A 26,276-nucleotide genomic window follows, 5' to 3' on the forward strand; every position below is an offset into this window, starting at 1 on the left:
CATATTTATGCCTATTGATATAGCATTAATTCACAAAACTGATAGTTTCAGCGTGAAAATAATCGTCCATTATTTCAACTGACTTGAATTAACTTAAAGAAGTGTCATGCGGGGAAGAAAAGTGAGATGCCGCCATTGCTGGCGGCATAATAGACTCATTACAGCGCGGCAAACTCAGCAACGGTCGCTTTCGCGCCTTTACTCAGCAGTGACAGGTAAGCATTGGTCACCTGATCAACAAACTGGCCTTGTAGCGGCAGATCTTTACCGAAGATCGCTTCGATAGCCAGCAGCGCTTTCACGCGAGACTCGCCCTCTTCGCTCTGCTGTACCGCAGCCTGAATCACCGGCAGCAGCGGGTCGCACACTTCGATGGCATTGCCCTGCTCATCTACGCCGCCGACATAGCGCATCCAGCCCGCGACGCCCAGCGCCAGCAGCTTGAAGCTGCTGTTATCCGCCAGGTGCCAACGCACGGAATCCAGCATACGCTGAGGCAGTTTCTGACTGCCGTCCATCGCGATCTGCCAGGTACGGTGGCGCAGCGCCGGGTTGGTATAGCGTTCAATCAGCAGGTCGGCATAGCGCGCCAGGTCAACGTTCTGTACTTTCAGCGTCGGCGCCTGCTCTTTCAGCATCAGGTCGTGCGCAGCACGACGGTAGTTGTCGTCGCCCATGCAGTCGTTGATGTGCTGATAGCCCGCCAGGTAGCCCAGATAAGCCAGGAAAGAGTGGCTGCCGTTCAGCATGCGCAGTTTCATTTCTTCGAACGGAATAACGTCGCTCACCAGTTCGGCGCCTGCTTTTTCCCACGCCGGACGGCCTGCGACGAAGTTATCTTCAATAACCCACTGACGGAACGGTTCGCACGCCACGCCAGCCGGATCGCGAACACCGGTCAGTTGTTCAATTTTGTCCAGTGTTTCTGGAGTCACGGCCGGAACAATACGGTCAACCATGGTGGACGGGAACGTCACATGTGCTTCGATCCAATCGGCCAGCTCGGCGTCGACGGCGCGCGCATAGGCGCAAACGACGTTACGCATGACGTGACCGTTCTCCGGCATGTTGTCACAGGACATCACGCTGAATGCCGGCAGACCCGCCGCTTTACGACGCGCCAGCGCCTCCACCACCACGCCCGGCGCAGATTTCGGCTGATGCGGGTTTTGCAGGTCGGCCACGATGAAAGGATGATCGAGCATCAGTTGTCCGGTTGCCGGAGAGTGGCAATAGCCTTTTTCGGTGATAGTCAAAGAGACAATCGCCACCTGCGGCTCGCACATTTTTGCCAGCACAGTTTCCAGACCATCGACCTGCGCATGCAGCGCTTCTTTGACAACGCCTACCACGCGGGCAGTCCATGCATCCGCGGACATCTCCGCCACGGTGTATAAATTGTCCTGATGATTCAGGTCGGCAATCTGCTGCTCACCGCCGATCAGGTTAACTTCGGTATAACCCCAATCGCTGCCGTGTTCTGAGGCGAGGATATCGGCGTATACAGCCTGATGGGCGCGGTGGAATGCACCAAAGCCCAGGTGCACAATACGTGGCACCAGTTTGCTGCGATCGTAGGTCGGGATAGTTGCCTTAGCGGTTAATAGCGTATTCTGCATCTTTTTGACTCACTGTAGAGAATGTTGATTGCCATACTAGATTAACGAGTTCATCTGAGGAGATTTTGATTTGCATTAATATATTGGCGATTGGTATGACATGATTTTTAAGTTGTGTGACAGCATAAGCAAAGTCGGCGCTCTTACCTATGCTGTCACGGCTGGACGTTAGTTCACCTGTGCCGGTCGGCTCAGTTTTTTGTCGACTTGCTGCGGTTCATTCCACAGATCGTCATAAGAGTACCCGGTCAGATCTTCGACAATATGACGCGTCTCCGGCGTGACATCTTGTTTCGCCCCCTTCGCTTTCAGGCGCTCAACTTCATCAACAAAGATTTTGTGTGTGCGTTTGTTGAGACGGAAAGTCACCGCCTGCCACAATGCAATCAGCAGCAGACCTGCGGTACCAATGAACAGCAGCATCGCAATGGTATTCACCGCGCTCTCAGGCTGAACCTGGCTACCCTTCACAAAGCCCCCTTCCTGCAGCATCACGCCCACAATAAAGGTTGCGATCGCCACCGTCGTTTTACGGGAGAAGGTCATCACTGCGGCAAACAGGCCTTCGCGACGCTGACGAGTGATCATCTCATCAATATCCGGGATAAACGGGAATACGTTCCACGGCGTAAATTCCAGTACGCAACGTCCGACCTGGTACAATGCGGCCAGCACCACCAGAATGGTGACTTTATTGTCGGTTGGGAACTGGTAAACCATAAACAGTCCCACCAGGCACAGCATCATCAGCGTATAGGCGAAAACGTACAGACGAGATGGGCCAAACTTGATGATAGCCACCCCCGCCAGCAGCGTGACCGGCAAACCGACGATACTCATCGACAACAGCGTGCCGGACAGTGATGGCGAGACATTCAGACAGTACACGCAGAAGAAGACAAACACCGTGTTATAGACATCTTTCGCCGTAAAAGAGAACAGATAGATAGCCAGATGTTTTCTGAAGGCGCGTACTTTTAAGGTTGAAAAATACTCTTTAAACAGACCGCCAACGGCGCTAATTTTTTCAGCAAAAGAGCGTGGTCGACGATCGCGTTCCAGCTCCGCCAACATCTCTGGCGTCAACTCGCGCTCCCAGGTTACTTTCCAGGAAATAAACACGCAGACCATGAACAACACGGCAAAAACGACGCCATTGATAAAGTAGGCGTGCGGATCGTGTTCGCCAAAATAACTGATTAATAAACCCGGAATAAAGGTCGCCAGGAAGGTGCCTGAGGCCGAAAGGAACATACGGCAGGTTGATAGCTTGGTACGAGAGTTAAAATCCTTGGTCATTTCTGACGGCAGGGTTTCCCATGGGATCAGCACAACCGCCGCAATGATTTCGAACGCCAGGTATACCGCCAGATAGAACCAGAAGTTCATTCCGGTTACCCATAGCAGGATATACACCAGCATCAGCGGCGCGCCGACCAGCAGGAAGAAACGACGGCGTCCAAAACGCTTGCCCAGCGGGTTTTTATAGAAGTGATCGGTAAAGCTGCCCATAAACAGACTCACCACGGCATCAACAATACGGGCAATGGCGACGATGGACGCTGCCTCAACCGGCGATAAGCCGACGAACGTCGTGTAAAAGAATAAGAGCCAGGCGCCAATAACGGTAAACGCACCGCCTCCCATAATATCTGTTAAGCCATAGCCAATACTGACAGGGATTGTTATTTTTCTATTAGTACGAGACATGTTCTACCCTCATGTAAGGAAGGACGTTAGAATCTGAAATAATTAACTGCGTTATCGTGACAAATATTTTTAACCATCCGCGTTAAGATCCTCTTATTATCAGGAACTTCACCACGGTCAACCCAACCACCAATTAAGTTACACAGAATACGACGGAAATAATCGTGGCGAGGATAAGATACCAGGCTACGTGAATCCGTCAGCATGCCGACAAAATGCATTAATAACCCCTGATCTGCGAGACTATTAAGCTGATTCTCCATGCCACGCCGCGTATCGTTAAACCACCAGCCAGAGCCAAATTGCATGGGCGATTTCACGCCGTCTTCGCCAGATTGAAAATTAGCGATAGTTGTCGCCACAATATCGTTATAGCTGGCGTTCAGATTATAAAGAATGGTCTTGGGTAGGCCATTATTTTGCGCCATCGCGTTGAGCAGGCGATTTAATCCGGCAGCAAGATTGCTCTGGTCGGTAATAGAATCAAAACCGGTATTAATCCCCAGCTTCTCGCGCATGATGCTGTTGTTATTACGGATAGCGCCAAAATGAATTTGCATGGCCCAGCCGCGTTTTTTGTACTCCTGCCCTAACATCACGAACATCGCGCTATTGAGCTGCGCGGTTTCCTCTTCATTCAACCCCGTGCCATTGCGTTTCTGAGTAAACAACGCATTCACCCGTGCTGCATCAGCGGGCTGATACTCAACGCTAACAGGCCCATGGTCTGAGATTCGGCACCCCACTTCATGGAACACGTCAATACGCTGAGCCATTGCCGTGGTGAAATCGCTGAAGCTGCCAATTGCGCACGCTGTCACCTGCGCCAGTTTATCGATAAAGAGAGCAAATTCGCTGGCGTCCTCGGCAAAAATATCGTCCGGTCGGAAAGTTGGCAGCACTTTGGTGGTAAAGCTCGGGTCCTGCTGCAACAACCGATGATATTCCAGCGAATCCAGCGGCGCATCGGTGGTGCAAATAACTTCAACATTAGAGCGCGTAATTAAACTACGGGGCTTAAACTCCTCGCTTGAAATCATGCTATTACAATGCCGCATAATATCCTGCCAGTTATCGCTACCCAGCATTTCATTACAGGAAAAATATTGGCTCAGTTCTAAATGCGTCCAGTGATACAGTGGATTGCCAAAAGCAGACTCAACTGTTTCCGCATACGCTTTAAATTTTTCCTCCGTCGAAGCATCACCGGTGATATATTTCTCGGCAATACCATTTGCCCGCATTGCGCGCCATTTATAATGGTCGCCAGCTAGCCATAGTTGAGTGATATTATCAAAGTTTTTATTTTCGTAGATTTCTTTTGCATCAAGATGACAGTGATAGTCGATGATCGGTAATTGTGCAGCTACATCTTTATATAACCGAACACCGACTTCACTATCGATCATAAAACGATCGTTAATGAAGCCCATGTTATTTCTCTTGTTAAAATAAAGCTTAATTTAAAAATCGAAGGTCATTACCAGTTCCACAGCGTGCCATCTTCCAGACGCGCAACCGGCAGATAGGCCGGGTCATACGGATACTTCGCCGCCAGTTTTTCATCAAACTCGATGCCTAAGCCCGGTTTATCACCTGGATGCATATAGCCGTTATCAAAGGTCCAGTTGTGTGGGAAGACTTCCAGCATTTGCTCGGAGTAACCCATGTATTCCTGCACGCCGAAGTTAGGTACCCACAGATCGAAGTGCAGCGCTGCCGCCATGCAAACCGGGGAGAGATCCGATGGGCCATGTGAACCCGTACGTACCTGATACAACGAAGCAAAGTCGGCGATACGGCGCATGCCGCTGATCCCGCCCGCATGAGTGATAGTGGTACGGATGTAATCAATAAGCTGCTCTTCGATAAGCTGTTTGCAGTCCCAGATACTGTTGAACACTTCACCCACGGCGATCGGCGTGACGGTGTGTTGACGAATCAGACGGAAACATTCCTGGTTTTCTGCCGGGGTCGGATCTTCCATCCAGAACAGACGATAATCTTCAATGCTCTTACCAAAACGCGCCGCTTCAATCGGCGTCAGGCGGTGATGCATGTCATGCAGCAGATGTTCGTCGAAGCCGAACTGGTTACGTACCGCGTCGAACAGCTTCGGCGTGAAATCGAGGTATTTCTCAGTGGACCACAGTTGCTCTTCCGGCCATTGCCCTTTCGTTGCAGGCTCGTAGGCCAGCCCCTTTCCTTTCGACATGCCGTAGGTGGTTTTCATCCCCGGCACGCCGCACTGGACGCGAATCGCTTTGAAGCCCATCTCTTTATGACGCGCATAATCTTCCAGCACATCATCAATGGTATGGCCGGTGGTGTGACAGTAAACCATCACGCCTTCGCGAGACGCGCCACCCAGCAGCTGATACAGCGGCATGTTGGCGGCTTTGGCTTTAATGTCCCACAGCGCCATATCGACGGCGGAGATAGCCGACATCGTGACCGGGCCGCGACGCCAGTAAGCGCCTTTATAGAAGAACTGCCAGATATCTTCGATGCGGTGCGCATCACGCCCCACCAACTGCGGGCACAGATGATCTTTTAAATAGGATGCAACGGACAGCTCGCGGCCATTCAGCGTCGCATCGCCGTAGCCGATTAATCCGCTATCGGTGGTAATTTTCAACGTGACAAAGTTACGACCAGGACAGGTTACAAAAACCTCAGCACCCACAATTTTCATCTTCAATCCTTACATCTCATCGGTTAGTGAGGCAAACTTACGCCCTGAGCTACTACCATACAAGTATAAATATTAAAAATTACCGAGAAAGATCACAAAATTAAGGGGATTAAGTCAGACAAATGCATGAGGGATCACAAAGAAATGGTGCTTAGCCCAAACCAGGCCAGGCACAGGAGATGCTGGCAGAAATGTTACCCTCTGCCCCAGCCCGCGACGATAATCAACATGCCGCATAGCGCGACCGCCGCGCCAAGCCAGTCGTAGATCGTCAGTTTTTCACCTTCAACGACGCGCAGCCACAGCAGTGCGGTAAAGATGTATACCCCGCCGTAGGCCGCATACACACGCCCACTGGCGGCCGGATGCAGCGTCAACAGCCAGACAAACATCGCCAGCGCCAATCCGGCGGGTAGCAGTAACAACGGCGTTTCACCGCGCTTAAGCCACAGCCACGGCAAGTAGCAGCCGATAATTTCGCACAGCGCGGTAGCAAAAAATAGCAGCGACGTCTTTATCATCGTTAATCATCATTCACTTAGGGTGGGCCTATCATACGTAAAAATAAGCCTCAATCGACCATACTCTTTTCGCGGGTATGCCAGCCCAAAGAGATGTAGTAGACTGCTCAACAGGAGCCATTGTTTTTATCACGTTAAAGGAACCCGCAAATGAAAATTACACTTGGCAAACGCCTGTGCCTGACGGCAATGCTTGCGCTGGGTGCCATCGTGTACACCGCGTCTGCGTCTGCTGAAACCAGCAAGCTGATCATTGAATCTGGCGATAGCGCGCAGAGCCGCCAGAACGCAGCGATGGACAAAGAGCAGTGGAACGACACTCGCCAGCTGCGCCAGAAAGTAAATAAGCGCGCGGAAAAAGAGTGGGACAAAGCCGACGTGGCGTTCGACGCCCGCGATAAGTGTCTGCAAAGCCCGAACGTCAACGCCTACTGGGAACCCAACACCCTGCGCTGCCTTGACCGTTCAACGGGCCGCACGCTGAACCCATAATTGAAGAGGGCGCCGTTGGCGCCCTTTTTTCATGAAGCTGCGTGAAGCTTTAGTAATATTCAATCGTGTTTTTAATCGTATAGCGTTGGGTGGTGGCGGGTTTCACGCTTTCGTCAACAATGACTAAATCACAGCTCACCGGGTTATCATAGCTGTCGTAATCACAGCTCTGCGTCACATTGCCAATAGGCTGCTTATTCAGCAGACTCACTGAGGTATAATCGAGCTTCTTACGCGCATCCTGCGACGGCGTTGAGATAATCGACAGCGTGGTATCTTTGACGGTCGACGTTTTGCCCAGCGGATACCCTTCAGCATCGTAGCGGTAATCAACTTCGCTCTCTTTCCCCAGCGCCTTCACCACAAAACCGTTATCGTCGGTTTCCCAGGTCACGCCCGCCGACGGAAACTCAGCCAACTGGCATTTTCCCTGTAAGCGCACGCGTTTCTCGTGCGTCACGCCGTCAAGATAGTAGTTGGCGTTAAGCACCAGCAGCGCGCCGGTATCTTCTTCGATATTGTGAAACTCCAGCATATCAAAGCAGCCTTCCGGCGAAACCTGTGCGCTCACGCGCTTCGCCACCTCGCCCTTTTGGTTGAGCAACATTTGGCTGAAATCCTTCACCGGCCCGCGCAGCGGATCAAAATCAAACTCGTTGGAGAAGCTGGCCATTTCCGGCGTGAACGCCGCCGGGGAATCGTTCTTCTCACAACCACTGAGCAGAGCCATCACTGACACCAGCAAAATCACTTTCTTCACACCGTCATCCTGTTTCGGGAGTTTTCTCAATCATATTAGGAAATACAATTGTTTACACTAGCACTGCTATACTTTTTACGTCTCTAACGAAAAGGAGCCGAACATGAGAACTTCACGCTGGTTACTGGCACTCCTGCTAACAGGCGCCATGCCCGCTCTGGCGGCCGTACCGGATTCCTGTGAACGCGTTCGCAGCGACATTCAGCAGAAAATTATCCATAACGGCGTCGCGGAAAGCGCGTTTACGCTTGATGTCGTCCCTAACGATCAAGCCGATCAGCCCGGCGCGCAGGTGGTCGGCCACTGCGCCAATGATACCTTTAAAATTCTCTACACCCGTACCGATAGCGCTCAATAATGTTCTGCCGCCTCTGAACGAGGCGGCCGCATTTACGGCTTTTGCTCGACGATAAACTCCAGCGCCACGCCAATCAGCACCCCATCCTTCAGCGAACGATCGTCCGATAACGCATCCAGATCCCCCTGGAAGCGCAGCTTTTGCGTCGACGTATTGATCGTAAGTTTTGAGTGCAGGCAAGGAAGCGCCTGTGAGGTAATGGGATAGACCACTCGTCCGGAAACCAGCACCGGAATCTTGCGCAACTCCGTCTGCTGTAGCACGCCAACCGTCGAATAAAGCACCGCCAGCGGCGTTACCGCTAAAACCGGTTGGTTGGTCACGCTAATAAAATCGAGCAAAATTTCGGGGCGTAAAAAATTCACCCCTTTATGAGGAACCGTGACCGTATCAATCTCGGGCATCGGGATAACTTGCGTAGCAATGTCCTGCATAGGGTTCTTCCATAAGCGTAGGATGAGGCCAATATTCCCGGTCGCTGATACCGCCAGAAGACCGTAAATAGCGTTTTTTTTGTTGTAAAACAATTATGCACAGCCCTCCCTTTGCTGGCAAATGCCGCCCGCAAAATCTCATCGTCCGGATCTCTTCAGAATTGACCAGGGTTAATACTTGTATACCACCGGAGAGGTATCATTTTCATCCATTAGCCGGTTCTTAATTTCAGGTCGAAATAATCAAATAATAATGGAGTGAGCGATGTCTAATCAGGAAAAACCAGGGGGGCTAAGTCGACGTACCCTTATTAAATCGTCGGCGATAGGATCCCTGGCGCTTGCCGCGGGCGGCCTCTCTTTGCCCTTCTCTCTGCGAGCAACCGCCGCCGCGGTGCAGCAGGCCGCTCAGGTCGAAGATAAAGTGGTCTGGGGCGCCTGCTCCGTTAACTGCGGCAGCCGATGCGCGCTGTGCTTGCACGTAAAAGACAATGAAGTTTATTGGGTTGAGACCGACAATACGGGTCATGATATTTACGGCGATCACCAGGTGCGCGCCTGCCTGCGTGGCCGTTCCATTCGTCGTCGTATCAATCACCCGGACCGACTGAACTACCCGATGAAACGTGTTGGTAAACGTGGCGAGGGGAAATTTGAGCGTATTAGCTGGCAGGAAGCGCTGGATACTATTGCGGATAACCTCAAACGCGTCGTGAAGGACTACGGCAACGAAGCCGTGTACATCAACTACTCTTCCGGCATTGTTGGTGGCAACATTACCCGCTCTTCCCCTTCTGGCTCGGCAGTCATGCGACTGATGAACTGCTACGGCGGCTCGCTCAACCAATATGGCACCTACAGTACCGCGCAAATAGCCTGCGCAATGCCCTACACCTACGGCAGCAATGACGGCAACAGCACTTCCGATATCGAAAACAGCAAACTGGTGGTGATGTTCGGCAACAACCCGGCTGAAACGCGTATGAGCGGCGGCGGCATTACCTGGTATCTGGAACAGGCGCGCGAACGCTCAAATGCGCGCATGATCGTTATCGATCCACGCTATACCGACACCGCAGCCGGGCGTGAAGATGAATGGATCCCGATTCGCCCGGGCACCGACGCCGCACTGGTCGCCGGTATTGCGTGGGTATTGATTGACGAAAACCTGGTTGATCAGCCGTTCCTCGATAAGTACTGCGTGGGTTACGACGAAAAAACGCTGCCGGAAGGCGCGCCCGCCAACGGCCACTACAAGGCCTATATTCAGGGCTTGGGCGATGATGGCATCGCCAAAACGCCGCAGTGGGCCTCACGCATTACCGGCATTCCGGCTGACCGCATTATCAAACTTGCGCGTGAAATCGGCAGCACCAAACCGGCCTATATCTGCCAGGGCTGGGGCCCGCAACGTCAGGCCAACGGTGAACTTTCCGCACGCGCGATTGCCATGCTGCCCATTCTGACCGGCAACGTTGGTATCAACGGCGGGAACAGCGGTGCCCGTGAGTCGACCTACACCATTACCATTGAACGTTTCCCGGTGCTGGAAAACCCGGTAAAAACCGCCATCTCCTGCTTTACCTGGACGGATGCAATCGACCACGGCGCGGAGATGACCGCCACCCGCGATGGCGTGCGCGGCAAAGAGAAGCTGGATGTACCGATTAAGTTTTTCTGGAACTACGCCGGTAACACCATCATCAACCAGCACTCGGACATCAACAAAACCCATGAGATTTTGCAGGACGAAAGCAAATGCGAAATGATTGTGGTAATTGAAAACTTCATGACCGCCTCGGCAAAATATGCCGATATCCTGCTGCCTGACCTGATGACCGTCGAACAAGAGGACATCATTCCGAACGACTATGCCGGTAATATGGGTTATCTGATCTTTATCCAGCCCGCAACCGCGCCGAAGTTCGAGCGTAAGCCTATTTACTGGATCCTCAGCGAAGTGGCCAAACGCCTTGGTGATGACGTTCATCAGAAATTTACCGAGGGCCGCACTCAGGCGGAGTGGCTGCACTATCTGTACGCGAAAATGCGCGCGAAAGACCCGGCGCTGCCGAGCTACGACGAACTCAAAAAAATGGGCATCTACAAGCGTAAAGATCCGAACGGCCATTTTGTCGCCTACCGCGATTTCCGCAACGATCCACAAGCCCATCCGCTGAAAACACCCTCGGGGAAAATAGAAATTTACTCCAGCCGTCTGGCGGACATCGCCGCAAAATGGCAGCTGGAGAAAGATGAAACCATCAGCCCGTTGCCCGTCTATGCCTCGACCTTTGAGGGTTGGGACGATCCGATGCGCGACAAATTCCCGCTCCAGCTGTTCGGCTTCCACTATAAAGCCCGCACGCACTCCAGCTATGGCAACGTCGATGTGCTGAAGGCCGCCTGTCGCCAGGAAGTGTGGCTCAACCCGATTGACGCGCAGAAACGCGGCATTCAGAACGGCGATATGGTGCGAGTATTCAATGGCCGCGGCGAGGTGCGGATACCCGCAAAAGTCACACCGCGTATCATGCCGGGCGTGTCAGCGATGGGCCAGGGAGCCTGGCACGACGCGCAGATGGACGGCGACCGCATCGACCACGGTTCCTGTATCAACACACTGACCACTCACCGCCCTTCACCGCTGGCGAAAGGCAACCCGCAGCACACCAATCTGGTTGAGATCGAGAAGGTATAAGGACTAGCTAATGAGTACTCAATACGGATTTTTTATTGACTCGGCACGCTGCACCGGTTGTAAAACCTGCGAGCTGGCGTGTAAAGATTACAAAGACTTAACCCCGGACGTCAGCTTCCGCCGTATTTACGAATACGCGGGCGGCGAGTGGCAGGAGGACAACGGCGTCTGGAACCAGAATGTCTTTGCCTACTACCTGTCGATTGCCTGTAACCATTGCGAAGATCCGGCCTGTACCAAAGTGTGCCCGAGCGGCGCGATGCACAAACGTGAAGACGGTTTTGTGGTCGTTAACGAAGATGTCTGCATCGGCTGCCGTTACTGCCACATGGCCTGCCCATACGGCGCGCCGCAATACAACGCGGCCAAAGGCCACATGACCAAGTGCGATGGCTGCCATGAGCGCGTGGCGGAAGGCAAAAAACCAATCTGTGTGGAATCCTGCCCGCTGCGCGCGCTGGACTTTGGGCCGATTGAAGAACTGCGCCAGAAGTACGGCCAACTGGCGGCTGTTGCGCCGCTGCCGTCGGCGCACTTCACCAAACCAAGCATTGTGATTAAACCGAACGCCAATGCACGTCCGTGCGGCGATACCACTGGCTACCTGGCCAATCCGAAGGAGGTGTGAGATGGGCAACGGATGGCATGAATGGCCACTGGTGCTGTTTACGGTACTGGGGCAATGTGTGGCGGGGGCGACCATTATTAGCGGCATGGGCTGGCTGGCGGCACGTCAAGAAGCGGCCGACCAGCGGCGCATCGTACTGAGTATGTTCTTCCTGTGGGTCATCATGGGGATAGCCTTTTTTGCGTCGGTACTGCATCTCGGCTCACCGCTGCGGGCGTTTAATTCGCTCAACCGGGTCGGCGCTTCTGCGCTGAGCAATGAAATCGCGAGTGGTTCCCTTTTCTTCGCCGTGGGCGGATTCTGGTGGCTGCTCTCAGTGCTCGGTAAAATGCCGCAGGCGCTGGGGCGTATCTGGCTTATCGTCAGCATGCTGCTGGGTCTGGTATTTGTCTGGGCAATGACGCGTGTTTATCAGATAGATACCGTACCAACCTGGTATAATGGTTACACGACAGCCGCGTTTTTCCTGACTATGCTGCTCACCGGGCCGATGTTTGCCGCTCTGCTGTTGAAGCTGGCGAAGGTGCCGTTTAACGGCAAATTCTTCGCAGCATTAAGCGTGCTGGCCTTGCTGGCAAGCCTGGCGGTGGTGGTTTTACAGACCAGCGATCTGGGCTTCATCCACAGTTCCGTACAGCAGGCGAATGCGCTGCTGCCAGACTGGGGCACATGGCAGGTTGGGCGCTTTATTCTACTGGCTGCCGGATTAGGCTGCTGGATCTGCCCGCTGCTGCGCCGGGTTCCACCTACGGCGCTCGGACTGACCATCGGTCTGATTCTGATGATAGTGGGAGAATTGATCGGCCGCGGGCTGTTCTATGGCCTGCATATGACCGTCGGCATGGCGATTGCCGGGTAATCTATCGGCGCGGGAACTGGCCCGCGCCTCTTTAAGGAATTGCAGTAATGAATGACGTTCAGCACAACGACGCCTTAGCTTTTTCTGCTCGCGTATTGGGAGCACTGTTTTACTTCGCACCGGACAGCGCGCTTGCCGAGCCGTTGGTTGCCGCATTTCGTGACGGCGAATGGGCCGCACAATGGCCATACCCGGTAGCCAACGCCGACGCACTGTCCGCCGCTTTTGCCGCTCCCTGCGACGAATCGCTGGCGGAAGCCTGGCAGCGGCTGTTTATTGGCCCGTCGGCCCTCCCGTCACCGCCGTGGGGGTCCGTCTGGTTAGATCGTGAAAATGTCCTGTTTGGCGATTCGACTCTGGCGCTGCGCCAGTGGATGCGCGAAAACCAGATCGCCTTCGACGTTGCGCAAAATGAACCGGAAGATCATTTCGGCACCCTGCTGATGCTGGCGGCCTGGCTGGTTGAAAACGATCGTCAGGAAGCCTGCGACCAGCTGCTGGCCTGGCACCTGTTGCCATGGGCACCGCGCTTCCTGAGTGAATTTGTCGCCAAAGCCAATCACCCCTTCTTCAAGGCCCTGGCGGAATTAGCGCAGAACACCCTCGCCCAGTGGCAGTCACAGCTACTGATCCCCGTTGCCGATAAAAAACTGTATCGCTAAGCGTTTCGCCTCATATGCAGCGTCTTCATTCCTATCCCGATATTCAGGCGATGTTACGTCGCCTGCTGCTGGCTATTGTCATTGGCGTCCTCGCGGCGCTGGCGGTAGCCCTGTTTCGTCACGCCATGTACCTGCTGGAGTGGTTATTTTTAAGCAATGACAGCGGCAGTCTGGTCAACGCGGCGGAGGGGCTGATTTGGTGGCGACGCCTTATCACCCCGGCGCTCGGAGGCCTGGCGGCGGGAACCCTACTGTGGGGCTGGCAACGTTATACGCGTCAGCGCCCTCATGCGCCAACAGACTACATGGAGGCCCTGGAAAGCGACGAAGGCAAGTTCGACACCGGCTCCAGCCTTGTCAAATCAACCGCTTCTCTGCTGGTCGTGGCCAGCGGCAGCGCGATTGGCCGGGAAGGAGCGATGATTTTACTGGCTGCGCTGGCGGCTTCATTTTTTGCCCAACGCTTTACGCCAAAAGCGGAGTGGAAACTGTGGATCGCCTGCGGGGCCGCCGCGGGGATGGCCAGTGCCTACCACGCACCGTTGGCCGGCAGCCTGTTTATTGCCGAGATCCTCTTTGGCACGCTGATGCTCGCCTCGCTCGGACCCGTGGTGATTTCAGCGGTTGCTGCCCTGCTTACCACGCAGGCGATGAACGGCGGCGCGGAGCTGCTTTATCGCGTCGAGGCCTTACCCACGCTCACTGCCACGCATTATGTGCTGATGCTCGCCACCGGTCTTCTGTGCGGCCTCGGTGGTCCGCTGCTGATGTGGTTAATGGATACAACTCATCGCGGTTTCCTGGCGTTGAAGTTGTCTCCACCATGGCAACTGGCCCTTGGCGGGTTAATCGTCGGGGTATTATCGCTGTTAACCCCTGCCGTATGGGGCAATGGGTATAGCGTGGTGCAAGCTTTCCTGCTGGCACCGCCCACCCTGACCCTCATCGCCGGGATCTTCCTGTGCAAACTGCTCGCCATTCTCGCCAGTAGCGGTTCAGGCGCGCCCGGTGGCGTGTTTACCCCTACGCTATTTATTGGTCTGGGAGTGGGGATTTTGTTTGCTAATACATGGAGTCTGGGATTTCCCGGTCACGAGAGCATCGCGATATTGTTGGGAATTACCGGAATGGCCACCCTGCTGGCGGCAACAACGCATGCGCCAATCATGTCGACGCTGATGATTTGTGAAATGACCGGGCAGTATATGCTGCTGCCCGGCTTGCTGATTGCCTGCGTGTTAGCCTCAGTGCTATCGCGCACCTTACGCCAGAATTCTATCTACCGTCAGCACGTTACGGAGCATCGCTAAATCAACATACTGGCTGAGCTCGCGCTGTTCCGCACGCGGCAGATACGGCAGTTCGCCGATCAGCGGTGCGGGCAGTTTTTTGCTCAGCACATCAATAATTTCCGCGTAGTGCGCCAAACCTGGGTTGATACGGTTGGCGACCCAACCAATCAGCGGCAGCCCGTCATTGGCGATGGCCTGTGCGGTCAGTAGCGCATGGTTGATGCACCCTTCCTGAATCCCAACCACCATGAGTACCGGCAGCTGTTCCTGCACTACCCATTCAGAAAGCGGCCGCAAATCGTTCATCAGGCTGCGCCAGCCGCCCGTGCCTTCCACGACGACGTTATCAACCTGGCGGCTCAGATTCGCCAGTCCGTCGGACAACAGCGTGTAGTTAATCGGACAGCTGTGTGCAACGCTGCTCTCTTCTTCACTCAGCGCGATAGGGTTAATCGCCTCATAAGGTAGCGCCAGCGACGACACGCTTTGTAGCACCAACGCGTCTTTGTTACGCAACCCCTCGGGGGTCTCTTTGCTACCCTTGGCTACCGGCTTATAGCCTGCCACCCGTTTCCCGCTGGCGGCGAGCGCCTGCAATAGCGCACGAGAAACCACCGTCTTGCCGACAGAAGTATCAGTTCCAGTAATAAAGAAACGATTTAGCATCACTAACTAGCCCCACAAATTTGCCGATAGAATATCAAGACAATGAATAATTCAACGGGGTGAAAGTTTACGTGATGCGTCAGGAGGTCGGATTGAGATAGCGCAATTTTTTGCAAAACGGCAAAAAAATGTTAACCCTGTAACAGTCTGATCAGCAGTGTTCCGTTATAAAGCGCATCTTTTACCAGTGCCGCACCCGCCATCGTGCCGCGGTTGGAGAACTGCGTCTGTTCTACGGCAATATGTTTACTGTAGGCGGGCAGCGACTGCTGGCGAATACAGTCGCCAATCGCCGGAAAGAGGATATCCGCCGCCTGGTTAAACGGGGAACCAATAAGAATTTTTTGTGGATTGAACAAATTGACCATAATCGCGAGGATACGCCCGACGTTGGTGCCGATGCTGCTGATGATATCTTTTGCCAGCAGATCCCCTTGCTGCGCCGCCTGGCAGAGCCAGTCTACGGTGAGCGGCTTTTGATGTAACATCGAGCTCATTGACTGCTGCATCCGCACCTGGGTAAGTTCCAGCACGCTCTCCACGCTGGCAATCGTTTCCAGACAGCCGTGGTTGCCGCAGTAGCAGCGTTTGCCGTAAGGGTCAACCTGGGTATGACCAATCTCAACCAGGCTGCTGCTGCCAGCATGCAGTAAGCGACCATCGGTAATTACCCCTGCGCCCACGTTATGGTCAATCACCACCTGAATCACGTCGCGTGCGCCGCGAGAGGCCCCGAACAGCGCTTCGGCCATGGTCCAGGCGCTGATGTCGTGCTGGATATACACCGGCACGCCGGTATGCGCCTCCAGCGTTTCCCCCAGCGGGACATCTTTGACATCGTAAAACGGCATGCGATGAATGATGCCGTTTTCGGTATCGATGATACCCGGCAGCGTGATGGCAATGGCCGTTAAGCGTTCCAGCAGATTTTGGTGGCGAATAAAGAACTGGTCGATATGCGACAGCACGCGGTTCAGGAAAGGCGTTTCATCTTCCAGCGCCAGCTCAAGCTGCTCTTCGACCACCAGTTTGCTGCTCAGGTCGCGCAGCGCAAGATGGATATCACCGCGGCTGATGCGCACGGCAAGGTAGTGCCAGGCTTCGGTTTCCACCATCAGCCCCACCGCCGGACGGCCGCGACTCCCCGCCTCCTGGATTTCCGTTTCCTGCACCAGATGGGCTTCCAGCAGCTCACGGACAATTTTGGTAATACTGGCGGGGGCCAGTTGCGCAAGTCGGGAAAGGTCAATACGCGACACCGGGCCAAGCTGATCAATGAGACGATAAACCGCCCCTGCGTTGGTCTGCTTGATTTGATCAATATGGCCTGGCTGACTGTCCGCTACCACCGTAAACTCCCTTATTTTCGCGCTTCGAAATAAACTGTGGACTATGGTGAAGTACTTCAATGGTCGACGTCAAATATTTACTTAGCCTTGTGATTTAACGCACATTTTTTCACACTTTTGGCGGCTAAACGCTGACCTTTGCCGCGTTTAATAAGTGCTGCTTAAAGCGCTGCGCCGCCTGGCTAAGCTCATGGTGTTTTGACCAGACCAGCCACATTTCCGACACCGCGTCCTCTTCTGCGATGGGTACCCAGCGCATTTCATACAACTGAACGCGACGAAATGAGGCGGGTAAAATCGACACCCCCAACCCCGATGCCACCAGACCGATAATCGTCATCGCCTCCCCGACCTCCTGGGTAATCACCGGCGTCACGCCATAGCGGCGCATCAGGCCGAGAATATCGTCATACAGGCCTGTACCCACATGCGGATCAAAAAAGACAAACGGCTCTTTCGCCAGCTCGACAAGGCTGACCGACGGCTGGCTGGCTAACGGATGGTCGCGGTGAATCATCGCCAGCAGCGGCTCGCGCAGGATAATTTGCCAGTCGAGGGTATCGGGGAGCTGCGTGTTGCGCATCAGTCCCAGCTCAAGCGCACCTTCCGTCAACGGTAAAATCTGTTCGCGGGTATTAGTCTCACGCGTCTGAATATGCACGTCAGGGTAACGCTGACGGAATGTCGACAACGTATCGGAAACGGCCTTAATAAAGGGAGCAGATGAGGTAAAGCCAATGTGCAGTTCACCGGTTTCCCCGTGATGCAGACGACTGGCGCGCGCGGCGGCTTCGTTCACCTGCAGCAGGATCTGCCGGCTGTCGGCAAGGAACTGTCTCCCGGCCTCCGTCAGGCTGACGCTGCGGTTGGTGCGGGCAAACAGTCGCGCGCCAACCTGCTGTTCCAGAATCTGAATCTGCTGGCTCAGCGGCGGCTGAGAAATATTCAAACGCGCCGCGGCACGGCCAAAATGCAGCTCTTCCGCAACGGCCACGAAATAGCGCAGGTGACGAAGCTCGATATTCATATTTCATAAGTATCAATTGAGATTATTAATATATTAGACAGAATATTTACATTTTCCTACTCTGATTATGTGACCTATGTCGCCATTACTCGTTGTTTTTAGCCAAGGATCTTCCCGTGAGCCGCACAACTACCGCAGACCATACGCCCGTTATTGATGTCCGCGACGATACCCCCACTGTCAACAATACGTTTATCCGCCGCGGCACGCCGGCCTTTATTCGCGTCACGCTCGCCCTCTTCTCCGCCGGGCTGGCAACGTTTGCCCTGCTGTACTGTGTGCAACCCATTCTGCCGGTGCTCTCCCATGAGTTCGGCATCTCTCCGGCGGGCAGCAGTATTTCGCTGTCAATTTCCACCGTCATGCTGGCGATTGGCCTGCTGTTTACCGGGCCGCTTTCCGACGCCATCGGGCGTAAACAGGTGATGGTCACCGCGCTGCTGCTGGCTTCCTGCTGTTCACTCCTGTCGACAATGATGACCAGCTGGCATGGAATTCTGCTGATGCGCGCGCTGATTGGTCTGTCGCTCAGCGGCGTGGCAGCGGTGGGCATGACCTATCTCAGTGAAGAGATTCACCCGAGTTTCGTCGCCTTCTCAATGGGGTTATATATCAGCGGGAACTCGATTGGCGGGATGAGCGGACGTCTGCTCACTGGGGTGTTTACCGATTTCTTCGGCTGGCGCGTGGCGCTGGCGGTGATCAGCCTCTTTGCGCTGGCCTCGGCCATCATGTTCTGGCGCATTCTGCCGGAATCCCGCCATTTCCGCCCCAGCTCGCTGAAGCCGAAATCATTACTCATTAATGTTCATCTGCACTTTCGCGATCGCGGCCTACCGCTGCTGTTCGTCGAGGGTTTTCTGCTGATGGGCGCGTTCGTCACCCTCTTTAACTACATCGGCTACCGCCTGATGCTCTCGCCCTGGTCGCTCAACCAGGCGGTGGTGGGTCTGCTATCCGTCGCCTACCTGACCGGGACCTGGAGCTCACCAAAAGCCGGCGTAATGACCACCCGCTACGGTCGTGGCCCGGTCATGATCTTCTTCACCGGCGTGATGTTGCTGGGGCTTCTGCTCACGCTGTTCTCGCCGCTGTGGGTGATTTTCCCCGGCATGCTGCTGTTCTCCGCAGGGTTCTTTGCCGCACACTCGGTGGCCAGCAGCTGGATTGGCCCGCGTGCGCGCCGCGCCAGGGGTCAGGCGTCGTCGCTGTATCTTTTTAGCTACTATCTCGGCTCAAGTATTGCCGGGACGCTCGGCGGCGTCTTCTGGCACAAATACGGCTGGAACGGCGTGGGGGCATTTATTGCCCTGCTGCTGGTTGGCGCACTGCTGACCGGCTATGCTCTGCATAAACGCTTACGCTAAACTCAATTAAGAACAGGCTAAAAAATGCCGCAGCGCCCTAAACGCCGAGGCATTTTCTATTTACAGTCCATACTGATATTTAGCGGGAAAAGCTGGTCGGAGGACTTATCCGTTTTCATAAAATAGTACGTAACAAGCAACAGCCCTACCATAAATGGAATTTCATACAACTCTTCCATAAGGTCAGCATATTGAGGATTATGAACAAACAACGGTGCCAACAGACGATGGTGCTCAATGGTATCGGAAATGATAAACGTACAAATAGTAACAGCCAGCAACCATACCGGCATTTTCACTTCCTTAACCCTGCGGACGATGTCCTTACGTAATGGCCCGGATAACAGAGAAAGCGCTAAACCTCCGATCAGAGTGACGGAAATCACTCTAAACACAAGATGAGGTTCCTCCGGAAAGTAAGCCCGCCCCCAACCCGTACTTCGTCCTAGCAACACCATCCACCACAGCACGGCCCACATCCAGAACTGTTTTTCTCCTTCAGGCCTCGAAAGCGGTTTGATATACCAAGCGGTAAACAACGCGCCAAACAGCAGCCATAGCGCCTGAGCGTTTTCAATCTGCGTCACTAAGGCACCGCCAAGCAACGGTAGATGCCAGTCTGCGGCAAACGGAAATAACAACGACAGAACCGCCATAACAACAACGGAAAAGGGTAAATGCGTATCGAATTTCATACAAATCATTCAAGTTAATAATGAATTACTGATAGTAGCTTTTAAGAAATTTAATCCATTAACATTGAATGCGATTTTCTTAAGGTTATCTTAATGTTTGTGTGATCGTTCAATTCATCAATTGAAGAGCCCCAAGTAATCTGTAATCACCGCTATCGCTTCACCAAACCCATAACACACTTCCTCTCGGTATCCTGCCCCTTGCAATCGCGCTATCCACGCCATTTGCGGTACCGTCGGTTTGCCTCCCTTCGTGCCGGTACCGCCGAAGCCATTCTCGATAAGATGGTGTGGATCGTCGCCAGGCTTTCCGCAACCAGCACGGCTGCGTTCAGACGTCCCCCTTGTGATTATTCGTGCGCATGAAATCCTAATAACTTCAAGAGAATACCGACAGGTTCTATAATACGCCCACTTTTGTCTTTCCTGTTCCGTGTTATGACTACCTACACCAGCAATACCCAGCTTAATCTACGCATTATTTCGATCGTGGTTTTCACCTGTATTTGTTACCTCTCCATCGGCCTGCCGCTGGCGGTACTCCCCGGATTTATCCACTACGATCTCGGCTACAGCACGCTGGTCGCCGGCGCGGTGATTAGCCTGCAATACATTTCCACTCTCGTCAGCCGCCCCCACGCCGGGCGCTATACCGATATCTGGGGGCCGAAGAAGGTTGTCAGCCTGGGGATTATCTGCTGCATGATGAGCGGCCTGTTCACGCTCGCCGCCGCGGCCGCGCACGCCAGCCCCATTCTGGCGGTCATTCTGCTGCTGGTCGGCCGCGTGTTCCTTGGTGTAGGCGAGAGTTTTACCTCTACCGGCTCCACGCTGTGGGGGATTAAAACCGTCGGCGCGATCCACACTTCCCGCGTCATTTCCTGGAACGGGGTCGCTACCTATGTCGCCATGGCCGCCGGTGCGCCGTTGGGTGTGATGCTCAATAGCGCGTTTGGCATCAGCGGCTTCGCGGCGCTGATTGTGATTATCGCCGTTATTGGCCTGCTCTTTGCCCGTACTCGTGCTGACGTCAGCGTCAGCGCGGGCATCCGAGCGCCTTTCCACGTCGTGGCGCGCAAAATCTGGCCGTACGGTCTGGGGCTAGGCCTGGGTACAGTAGGCTTCGGGGTGATTGCGACATTTATCACGCTCTACTTCTCCGCACACGGCTGGCAAGGTGCCGCCTTCACGCTCTCACTGTTCAGTATTGGCTTTATCTGCATTCGTCTGGTGCTGGGTAACACCATCACCCGGTTTGGCGGCATTCGCGTATCGCTGGTCTGCTACGTTTTTGAATGCCTGGGGCTGCTGATTATCTGGTTTGCCCCGAATGCCTGGATCGCCGGACTAGGCGCCTTCCTTACCGGCTCCGGTTTCTCGCTGGTCTTCCCGGCGCTGGGCGTCGAAGCGGTCAAGCAGGTGGAAGAACAAAACCAGGGGACCGCGCTGGGCACCTATTCCGCCTTCCTGGATTTGGCACTTGGCATTACCGGCCCTGTTGCGGGCTGGATTGCAGGCTATCAGGGTCTGGACAGCATTTACCTGCTGGCTGCCGTGGTCGTGGCAATGGCCTTCGCGCTTATTCTGCGCGTTTACCTGATGCAACGCGCCAGCCGCACACCTTGCGCGAACTAACCTCGTGAGGGGCGAAGACCCATCGCCTCTGTACATTTGTGCAACACCTCTCGTACATTACGTTACACGCCGATACCAATCACTCACGGAAAGACCGATAGCCCGTAGGTATAGTTCTTTCAACGGCCCCGCAGTGGGGTTGAATGAAAAAACCAATTCGAGGGTATGAGAATGAAAAAAGTATTAGCTCTGGTTGTTGCCGCTGCTATGGGTCTGTCTTCTGCTGCTTTCGCTGCTGACGCGACGGCTACGCCGGCTCCGGCTGCTACTGCGACCGCCACTCACGCGGCTCCGGCAAAAACCACTCACCACAAGAAACACAAAAAAGCAGCACCAGCACAGAAAGCGCAGGCTGCCAAAAAACACAAGAAAGCAGCGGCTAAACCGGCTGTAGAACAGAAAGCCCAGGCTGCTAAAAAACACAAAAAAGCAGCCACTAAACCGGCTGTAGAGCAGAAAGCGCAGGCCGCTAAAAAACACAAAAAAGCAGCTACTAAACCGGCTGTAGCGCAGAAAGCGCAGGCTGCTAAAAAACACAAAAAAGCAGTAAAACACGAAGCCGCTAAACCAGCAGCACAACCAGCAGCTTAATGACTACGCAGTCGGCGCGTTCTGCGCGCCGATTCAGGCAGACAGGTGCATCACGTAGCGTCGCCCCCGACGCCGGTGTTAGCCCTGCTGTCTGAGGCGATCAATTATCCGTATCGGCGCTACTTCAGCGCCGATTTTTTCCCGGGGAGCCAACCATGTTGCGGCGTTATCGTTTCGAGCTCATCCTGGCATTACTGATCGTTTGCGCGCTTATCGCGACTCAGTTCTTCTTTTACTGAATGTAGTTCGCTGATTTTACTCCCACTTTTCATGTCTCCCGTCTATAGTAGTCTCACTGGGTTTAGTTTTTATAATCATAATTGCCCCATCCGAGAGTGATATGCGTACAGCCTTTGTGTGTTGTTTACTGGGATCGTTATCCGTTCTGCCTTTAATAACTCATGCTGATGACAGTGATAGCGGCATTAGCGCAAAAGATATTAAAACCCTGTTTTTTGGTCAGGACGATCGCGTCCTTGTCAGCCATCCGGCGCAAGAACCGTGGGACGCCATCGGGCAACTTGAAACCGCCAGCGGCAATCTGTGTACCGCGACGCTGATTTCTCCCCATCTGGCTTTAACCGCCGGACACTGTCTGCTGGAGCCGCCAGGTGGCAAGCTGGATAAAGCGGTAGCCCTGCGCTTTGTGTCGCAAAAGGGCAGCTGGCGCTATGAGATTCATGGCATTGAGGGACGGGTTGACCCTTCGCTGGGCAAACGACTGAAGCCCGACGGCGACGGTTGGATTGTGCCGTCTTCAGCGGCACCATGGGATTTCGGCCTGATCGTCCTTCGCTATCCCCCTTCTGGTATTACGCCACTGCCGCTGTTTACCGGCGACAAAGCCGAACTGACCGCCGCGTTGAAAGCCGCTGGGCGCAAAGTGACGCAGTCAGGTTACCCGGTCGATCATCTGGATTCACTGTACAGTCATGAAGATTGTACCGTCACCGGCTGGGCGCAGGCGTCGGTGCTTTCCCATCAGTGCGATACGCTGCCGGGTGATAGCGGCTCACCGCTGCTGTTGAAAACCGACGCCGGCTGGCAACTGATTGCGGTACAAAGCTCAGCACCGGCGGCCAAAGATCGCTGGCGTGCCGACAACCGCGCCATCGCCGTCACCGGTTTTCGCGACAAGCTGGAAGCGCTCGCCGCCGACAATTAACTCTGAAGCTGCTGGTGACGCAACGCCAGCAGCGAAGATAACGGCATCGGCTCGCTGAAATAGAATCCCTGAAGCTGATCGCAACCCGCCAACCGCAGCAGCTTCATCTGTCTCTCCGTTTCGACGCCTTCGGCAATCACCGTCATGCCTAGCGCGCTGGCAATCCGAATCGTGCCCCCCACCAGAGCAGCAGCCTGATCGTCGTCATCCACCAGCCCGGCCAGCGATTTATCAATTTTAATGGTGTCGAAATTGAAGCGCCGCAAATAGCCAATGCTGGAGTAACCGGTACCAAAATCATCCAGCGCAACGGCGGTACCCAGCGCTTTCAGATTCGCGATTGCCGCACGCGCGCGTTCCGGTTTTTCGAGCACGTAGGTCTCGGTAACCTCAAGCTGTAGCCTGGACGGCGGAAAACCAGATGATTTCAGCACGCTGGAAACCTTATTTTCAAACTCAGGGTCGCGGAATTGCGCCGGCGAAATATTAACTGAGAGCTTAAGATCGTTGTGTGCCAGCAGATCGTGACACGCGCGAGCCAATACAAACTGCCCGAGCGCATAGATAAGCCCGCTGGTTTCAGCGACAGCAATAAACGCATCAGGCATCAGCTCGCCTTTCTTCCGTCGCGGCCAGCGCACCAGCGCTTCAACGCCAATCATCACCTGCGTCCGCGCGCAGACGATCGGCTGATACCAGACTTCAAACTCATTGTTTTCCAGCCCGTGGCGAATGTCATTCTCGATAGCGACCTGGTATTCGCGCGCGCTGTTAAGTTCAGCGTCATAGTGGGTAATGCGCCCTTTGCCGGTGATCTTCGAGTGATACATGGCGATATCTGCCTGGCGGAAAAGCTCAGAGCTGGAGTTCAGCTGCAATTTTCCGCTGGCGATGCCTATGCTGGCGCTGATGTGCAACGTACGGCCATCGATACGGATTGGCGCATTAAGGTAATCCAGCACGCTTTCCGCAAAGGCTGCCGCGCGCGCTTCTGAGTGCTCACCGCCCACGGTCATCGCAAACTCATCGCCCCCCATGCGCGCCAGTATTCCGCCGTCAGGCACCAGCGTTTGTAGCATGGCGGCGATACGAATAATCAGAATATCGCCGACATCATGGCCATGAATGTCATTAACATCTTTAAAGCCATCAAGATCGATAAACACCACCGTTTTCACGTCGCGATCGCCACGCTGGCTGATGCGCTCCAGCTGTTCAATCAGCGCACGGCGGTTGGGCAGATGGCTCAACCAGTCGGTCAACGCAATTTCTCGCGCCTGGCGTTCCCCGCGCGCCAGCTTCCACAAGCCTAAGCTGCTCAGCAGAATAAACAGCAGAATTAACCCGGTCGCAAGCAGCACAATTTCACGAATTTGCGGTGATGCGGCGCTGGCAGCCTCAGCCCCAGGCTGCCTGAGCTGCCAATCAAGCCAGCCCACCACCTTCCCCCCAGAGGTTCGCACCGGAATGTTGTATTGGTTCTGCGGCGCAGTACCCAACGTCAGTTTTTCAATCTGGAACGTATTTCCCAGAATGTTGAGTAATCCAGGATTGATATGCCGGGTGATCACCAGATAACGCCGCGTCGCGTCGTACACCTGTAAACGTCCAACCATAGGGCGAATCAGCCCGATCCCGACAAAGGCAATCCCCGCTCGCGTCTGGGTTATGCCGGCAAAAACATTGCTCCCCCGACGCAGCGCATCCTCATTTTGACTAATAAGTGCTTCCAGCCCCTCACCAAAGAAATCGAGATTATGTTCATTAAACGGTGAGCTATGAAACGAGCCCCAGAGAACACGATAGTTTTCATCCAGGACGAATGTGCCATCGTAGAGATTATTGATTTTGAAGCCTGCTCCCCAGGTATTATACAGCCACGTGGTGTCCAGCTGCGGCGCATAAACCTGACGGACGGCGTCGTCCCAGATAGAGTTGTCGGTAACGAGTGAGAGCACGCGGTTAATGGATGTCTGAAGGGCCCCATCAACAGAAAGTGCGGAACGGCGGGCATCAATATCGTTAGTTTTGCTACTGATTAAATTCTGCGACAGGTAAAGCAGTGAAATAATAGAAAAGATCAGGCCAACGCCTGCTAAAAAGATCATCACGAACAGCGTTCTGGCCGTGGCAATATTACGCCAGCGTGACGGATTAAACATGCCCCACCCTCGCAGTCACAAAGAAACCCTTTGTTACAAGCGTAATACAGGCCATAAATTTCGCTGCCCGATTTCCCGGGCAGCTATCACATCAAGCGAGTTTAATCATCACCATACCGATCAACAGCAGGCCAAGTCCAACCCAGCCCTTATTATTCAGGCGCTGACCAAAGAGGATCCACCCCGCCGCCAGAGTGGCCGCTACGCCGAAGCCCCCCCAGATAGCGTAGGCAACCGACAGGTCAATGCCCTTCACCGCCTGCGACAAGGCGCTAAACGCGGCCAGCACGGCGGCCAGTGAGAGGAGTCCGTACAGTTTGTTACGGAAACCGTCAGAGAATTTCAGGAAAATATTAGCGACAATTTCAAGTACGATGGAACCTGCCAGCCAGAGGCCGTGAATCAATTCGAACTTAAGCATGATTCACCTCGTTATTGATCATAACGCTTTTCTTCGGCGCTTTACGCGTACCCGATTTGATCAACACAATCCCGGCGATAAGCGTTGCCAGACCCGCCGCTTTCATCACCGTCAGACTTTCGTCAAAGACCAGGACGCTGAAAAGCGTAATCAGCACAATACCGATACCTTCCCAAAGCGCGTAGGCGACACCGAGGGCGATTTTCTTAACCGCGAACGAAAGAAAAATATAAGACAGTGAGATCATCACCAGCATTAAAATAAAGCCGGTATTACCATCGCTTACGCTTGCCCATTTCATAGACAGCGTACCTGTAATTTCGGCCACAATAGCCAGGGCTAATAAAATCCAGTAAAACATGGTCCTTCTCCTGCATGAGAATATAATCCGTTGCAGTTCGCGACGTGGCGCAAACCGAAATAAAATGATTAAAATTTAGCTCAAACGAAGAAAAGGACTACAGCGC

Annotated in this window: 25 protein-coding genes; 11 read left to right on the top strand and 14 right to left on the bottom strand. The window is 54.1% G+C overall.

The annotated features are described in order from the left end of the window. Positions 1-158: 158 nt before the first annotated feature. The 5 genes from K7B04_RS17860 to K7B04_RS17880 form a co-directional block, all read right to left on the bottom strand. The gene (locus tag K7B04_RS17860; RefSeq protein WP_223802658.1) at positions 159-1,619 is read right to left on the bottom strand and encodes a mannitol dehydrogenase family protein; all 1,461 of its coding nucleotides are present in this window, start codon (positions 1,617-1,619) and stop codon (positions 159-161) included. 168 nt (positions 1,620-1,787) lie between these two features. Then, positions 1,788-3,329: an MFS transporter gene (locus K7B04_RS17865; protein ID WP_223802659.1), complete on the bottom strand. Its 1,542-nt coding sequence runs from the start codon at positions 3,327-3,329 to the stop codon at positions 1,788-1,790. Between the two features lie 26 nt (positions 3,330-3,355). After that, positions 3,356-4,762 (bottom strand): glucuronate isomerase, encoded by a 1,407-nt coding sequence (uxaC, locus tag K7B04_RS17870; protein ID WP_223802660.1) that lies wholly within the window; start codon positions 4,760-4,762, stop codon positions 3,356-3,358. 47 nt (positions 4,763-4,809) lie between these two features. Then, the gene (gene rspA, locus K7B04_RS17875) at positions 4,810-6,024 is read right to left on the bottom strand and encodes a starvation-sensing protein RspA (protein ID WP_223802661.1); all 1,215 of its coding nucleotides are present in this window, start codon (positions 6,022-6,024) and stop codon (positions 4,810-4,812) included. Between the two features lie 194 nt (positions 6,025-6,218). Next, a complete protein-coding gene (locus K7B04_RS17880) occupies positions 6,219-6,545 on the bottom strand; it encodes a YnfA family protein (protein ID WP_223802662.1) in 327 nt (108 codons plus the stop codon). Positions 6,546-6,695: 150 nt separating this feature from the next. On the opposite strand from K7B04_RS17880, the gene K7B04_RS17885 reads away from it, so the two are divergent. After that, a complete protein-coding gene (locus K7B04_RS17885) occupies positions 6,696-7,037 on the top strand; it encodes a DUF1283 family protein (RefSeq protein WP_163446418.1) in 342 nt (113 codons plus the stop codon). Between the two features lie 49 nt (positions 7,038-7,086). Here K7B04_RS17885 and K7B04_RS17890 read toward each other — a convergent pair whose 3' ends face one another. Continuing rightward, positions 7,087-7,797: a YnfC family lipoprotein gene (locus K7B04_RS17890; RefSeq protein WP_223802663.1), complete on the bottom strand. Its 711-nt coding sequence runs from the start codon at positions 7,795-7,797 to the stop codon at positions 7,087-7,089. A gap of 103 nt (positions 7,798-7,900) precedes the next feature. On the opposite strand from K7B04_RS17890, the gene K7B04_RS17895 reads away from it, so the two are divergent. Then, positions 7,901-8,155: a DUF1161 domain-containing protein gene (locus K7B04_RS17895; protein ID WP_163446420.1), complete on the top strand. Its 255-nt coding sequence runs from the start codon at positions 7,901-7,903 to the stop codon at positions 8,153-8,155. A gap of 32 nt (positions 8,156-8,187) precedes the next feature. On the opposite strand, the gene K7B04_RS17900 is transcribed toward K7B04_RS17895, so the two are convergent. Then, the gene (locus K7B04_RS17900; RefSeq protein ID WP_163446421.1) at positions 8,188-8,589 is read right to left on the bottom strand and encodes a dTDP-glucose pyrophosphorylase; all 402 of its coding nucleotides are present in this window, start codon (positions 8,587-8,589) and stop codon (positions 8,188-8,190) included. 265 nt (positions 8,590-8,854) lie between these two features. Here K7B04_RS17900 and ynfE point away from each other — a divergent pair, with 265 nt between their 5' ends. The 5 genes from ynfE to clcB are packed head-to-tail and all read left to right on the top strand — an operon-like array spanning position 8,855 to position 14,749. Continuing rightward, positions 8,855-11,290 carry a selenate/tellurate reductase subunit YnfE gene (ynfE, locus tag K7B04_RS17905; RefSeq protein ID WP_223802664.1) on the top strand — a complete coding sequence of 812 codons (2,436 nt, stop codon included), beginning with the start codon at positions 8,855-8,857 and terminating at the stop codon, positions 11,288-11,290. A gap of 10 nt (positions 11,291-11,300) precedes the next feature. Further along, positions 11,301-11,918: a DMSO/selenate family reductase complex B subunit gene (locus K7B04_RS17910; RefSeq protein ID WP_223802665.1), complete on the top strand. Its 618-nt coding sequence runs from the start codon at positions 11,301-11,303 to the stop codon at positions 11,916-11,918. A 1-nt stretch (position 11,919) separates the two neighbouring features. Beyond that, a complete protein-coding gene (locus K7B04_RS17915; protein ID WP_223802666.1) occupies positions 11,920-12,777 on the top strand; it encodes a dimethyl sulfoxide reductase anchor subunit family protein in 858 nt (285 codons plus the stop codon). 47 nt (positions 12,778-12,824) lie between these two features. Further along, a complete protein-coding gene (dmsD, locus tag K7B04_RS17920) occupies positions 12,825-13,439 on the top strand; it encodes a Tat proofreading chaperone DmsD (protein ID WP_223802667.1) in 615 nt (204 codons plus the stop codon). 14 nt (positions 13,440-13,453) lie between these two features. Then, on the top strand, positions 13,454-14,749 hold the full coding sequence (gene clcB, locus K7B04_RS17925) for a voltage-gated ClC-type chloride channel ClcB (protein WP_163446426.1): 1,296 nt from the start codon (positions 13,454-13,456) through the stop codon (positions 14,747-14,749). On the opposite strand, the gene bioD is transcribed toward clcB, so the two are convergent. The 3 genes from bioD to K7B04_RS17940 form a co-directional block, all read right to left on the bottom strand. Further along, positions 14,702-15,397 (bottom strand): dethiobiotin synthase, encoded by a 696-nt coding sequence (bioD, locus tag K7B04_RS17930; protein ID WP_163446517.1) that lies wholly within the window; start codon positions 15,395-15,397, stop codon positions 14,702-14,704. The genes clcB and bioD overlap by 48 nt on opposite strands. A 131-nt stretch (positions 15,398-15,528) precedes the next feature. Further along, positions 15,529-16,746 carry a sugar metabolism global transcriptional regulator Mlc gene (gene mlc, locus K7B04_RS17935; RefSeq protein ID WP_163446427.1) on the bottom strand — a complete coding sequence of 406 codons (1,218 nt, stop codon included), beginning with the start codon at positions 16,744-16,746 and terminating at the stop codon, positions 15,529-15,531. Between the two features lie 124 nt (positions 16,747-16,870). Next, the gene (locus K7B04_RS17940; protein WP_163446428.1) at positions 16,871-17,773 is read right to left on the bottom strand and encodes a LysR family transcriptional regulator; all 903 of its coding nucleotides are present in this window, start codon (positions 17,771-17,773) and stop codon (positions 16,871-16,873) included. 152 nt (positions 17,774-17,925) lie between these two features. On the opposite strand from K7B04_RS17940, the gene K7B04_RS17945 reads away from it, so the two are divergent. Then, entirely contained in the window at positions 17,926-19,140 is a 1,215-nt protein-coding gene (locus tag K7B04_RS17945; RefSeq protein ID WP_223804191.1) for an MFS transporter, read from the top strand. A gap of 56 nt (positions 19,141-19,196) precedes the next feature. Here the strand turns inward: K7B04_RS17945 and K7B04_RS17950 are convergent, their stop codons facing one another. Further along, positions 19,197-19,835 carry a hypothetical protein gene (locus tag K7B04_RS17950; RefSeq protein WP_223802668.1) on the bottom strand — a complete coding sequence of 213 codons (639 nt, stop codon included), beginning with the start codon at positions 19,833-19,835 and terminating at the stop codon, positions 19,197-19,199. 438 nt (positions 19,836-20,273) lie between these two features. Here K7B04_RS17950 and K7B04_RS17955 point away from each other — a divergent pair, with 438 nt between their 5' ends. The 3 genes from K7B04_RS17955 to K7B04_RS17965 all read left to right on the top strand — a co-directional run bounded on the left by K7B04_RS17955 (position 20,274) and on the right by K7B04_RS17965 (position 23,226). Further along, on the top strand, positions 20,274-21,470 hold the full coding sequence (locus K7B04_RS17955; RefSeq protein WP_163446431.1) for an MFS transporter: 1,197 nt from the start codon (positions 20,274-20,276) through the stop codon (positions 21,468-21,470). 171 nt (positions 21,471-21,641) lie between these two features. Continuing rightward, positions 21,642-22,061: an acid resistance repetitive basic protein Asr gene (gene asr / locus K7B04_RS17960; protein ID WP_163446432.1), complete on the top strand. Its 420-nt coding sequence runs from the start codon at positions 21,642-21,644 to the stop codon at positions 22,059-22,061. A gap of 340 nt (positions 22,062-22,401) precedes the next feature. Next, positions 22,402-23,226 carry a serine protease gene (locus K7B04_RS17965; protein WP_163446433.1) on the top strand — a complete coding sequence of 275 codons (825 nt, stop codon included), beginning with the start codon at positions 22,402-22,404 and terminating at the stop codon, positions 23,224-23,226. Here K7B04_RS17965 and K7B04_RS17970 read toward each other — a convergent pair. The 3 genes from K7B04_RS17970 to mdtJ all read right to left on the bottom strand — a co-directional run bounded on the left by K7B04_RS17970 (position 23,223) and on the right by mdtJ (position 26,170). Continuing rightward, positions 23,223-25,388, bottom strand: a complete 2,166-nt coding sequence (locus tag K7B04_RS17970) for a bifunctional diguanylate cyclase/phosphodiesterase (protein ID WP_223802669.1) — start codon at positions 25,386-25,388, stop codon at positions 23,223-23,225. The genes K7B04_RS17965 and K7B04_RS17970 overlap by 4 nt on opposite strands. Before the next feature lie 91 nt (positions 25,389-25,479). Then, positions 25,480-25,809: a multidrug/spermidine efflux SMR transporter subunit MdtI gene (gene mdtI / locus K7B04_RS17975; protein ID WP_163446435.1), complete on the bottom strand. Its 330-nt coding sequence runs from the start codon at positions 25,807-25,809 to the stop codon at positions 25,480-25,482. Then, on the bottom strand, positions 25,802-26,170 hold the full coding sequence (gene mdtJ, locus K7B04_RS17980; protein WP_163446436.1) for a multidrug/spermidine efflux SMR transporter subunit MdtJ: 369 nt from the start codon (positions 26,168-26,170) through the stop codon (positions 25,802-25,804). Before mdtJ ends, mdtI begins: the two co-directional genes overlap by 8 nt. Positions 26,171-26,276 lie beyond the last annotated feature (106 nt).

The sequence above is a fragment of the Kluyvera sp. CRP genome (assembly GCF_019930565.1).
Taxonomy (GTDB): domain Bacteria; phylum Pseudomonadota; class Gammaproteobacteria; order Enterobacterales; family Enterobacteriaceae; genus Kluyvera; species Kluyvera georgiana_A.

Coding starts and splice junctions, on each gene's coding strand:
- rspA (WP_223802661.1), bottom strand. CDS start 6,024: ATGAAAATTGTGGGTGCTGAGGTTTTTGTAACCTGTCCTGGTCGTAAC.
- ynfE (WP_223802664.1), top strand. CDS start 8,855: ATGTCTAATCAGGAAAAACCAGGGGGGCTAAGTCGACGTACCCTTATT.
- K7B04_RS17865 (WP_223802659.1), bottom strand. CDS start 3,329: ATGTCTCGTACTAATAGAAAAATAACAATCCCTGTCAGTATTGGCTAT.
- K7B04_RS17885 (WP_163446418.1), top strand. CDS start 6,696: ATGAAAATTACACTTGGCAAACGCCTGTGCCTGACGGCAATGCTTGCG.
- mdtJ (WP_163446436.1), bottom strand. CDS start 26,170: ATGTTTTACTGGATTTTATTAGCCCTGGCTATTGTGGCCGAAATTACA.
- K7B04_RS17880 (WP_223802662.1), bottom strand. CDS start 6,545: ATGATAAAGACGTCGCTGCTATTTTTTGCTACCGCGCTGTGCGAAATT.
- K7B04_RS17965 (WP_163446433.1), top strand. CDS start 22,402: ATGCGTACAGCCTTTGTGTGTTGTTTACTGGGATCGTTATCCGTTCTG.
- uxaC (WP_223802660.1), bottom strand. CDS start 4,762: ATGGGCTTCATTAACGATCGTTTTATGATCGATAGTGAAGTCGGTGTT.
- mdtI (WP_163446435.1), bottom strand. CDS start 25,809: ATGCTTAAGTTCGAATTGATTCACGGCCTCTGGCTGGCAGGTTCCATC.
- bioD (WP_163446517.1), bottom strand. CDS start 15,397: ATGCTAAATCGTTTCTTTATTACTGGAACTGATACTTCTGTCGGCAAG.
- K7B04_RS17915 (WP_223802666.1), top strand. CDS start 11,920: ATGGGCAACGGATGGCATGAATGGCCACTGGTGCTGTTTACGGTACTG.
- K7B04_RS17860 (WP_223802658.1), bottom strand. CDS start 1,619: ATGCAGAATACGCTATTAACCGCTAAGGCAACTATCCCGACCTACGAT.
- K7B04_RS17970 (WP_223802669.1), bottom strand. CDS start 25,388: ATGTTTAATCCGTCACGCTGGCGTAATATTGCCACGGCCAGAACGCTG.
- K7B04_RS17895 (WP_163446420.1), top strand. CDS start 7,901: ATGAGAACTTCACGCTGGTTACTGGCACTCCTGCTAACAGGCGCCATG.
- K7B04_RS17950 (WP_223802668.1), bottom strand. CDS start 19,835: ATGAAATTCGATACGCATTTACCCTTTTCCGTTGTTGTTATGGCGGTT.
- K7B04_RS17900 (WP_163446421.1), bottom strand. CDS start 8,589: ATGCAGGACATTGCTACGCAAGTTATCCCGATGCCCGAGATTGATACG.
- K7B04_RS17955 (WP_163446431.1), top strand. CDS start 20,274: ATGACTACCTACACCAGCAATACCCAGCTTAATCTACGCATTATTTCG.
- asr (WP_163446432.1), top strand. CDS start 21,642: ATGAAAAAAGTATTAGCTCTGGTTGTTGCCGCTGCTATGGGTCTGTCT.
- clcB (WP_163446426.1), top strand. CDS start 13,454: ATGCAGCGTCTTCATTCCTATCCCGATATTCAGGCGATGTTACGTCGC.
- K7B04_RS17940 (WP_163446428.1), bottom strand. CDS start 17,773: ATGAATATCGAGCTTCGTCACCTGCGCTATTTCGTGGCCGTTGCGGAA.
- dmsD (WP_223802667.1), top strand. CDS start 12,825: ATGAATGACGTTCAGCACAACGACGCCTTAGCTTTTTCTGCTCGCGTA.
- K7B04_RS17910 (WP_223802665.1), top strand. CDS start 11,301: ATGAGTACTCAATACGGATTTTTTATTGACTCGGCACGCTGCACCGGT.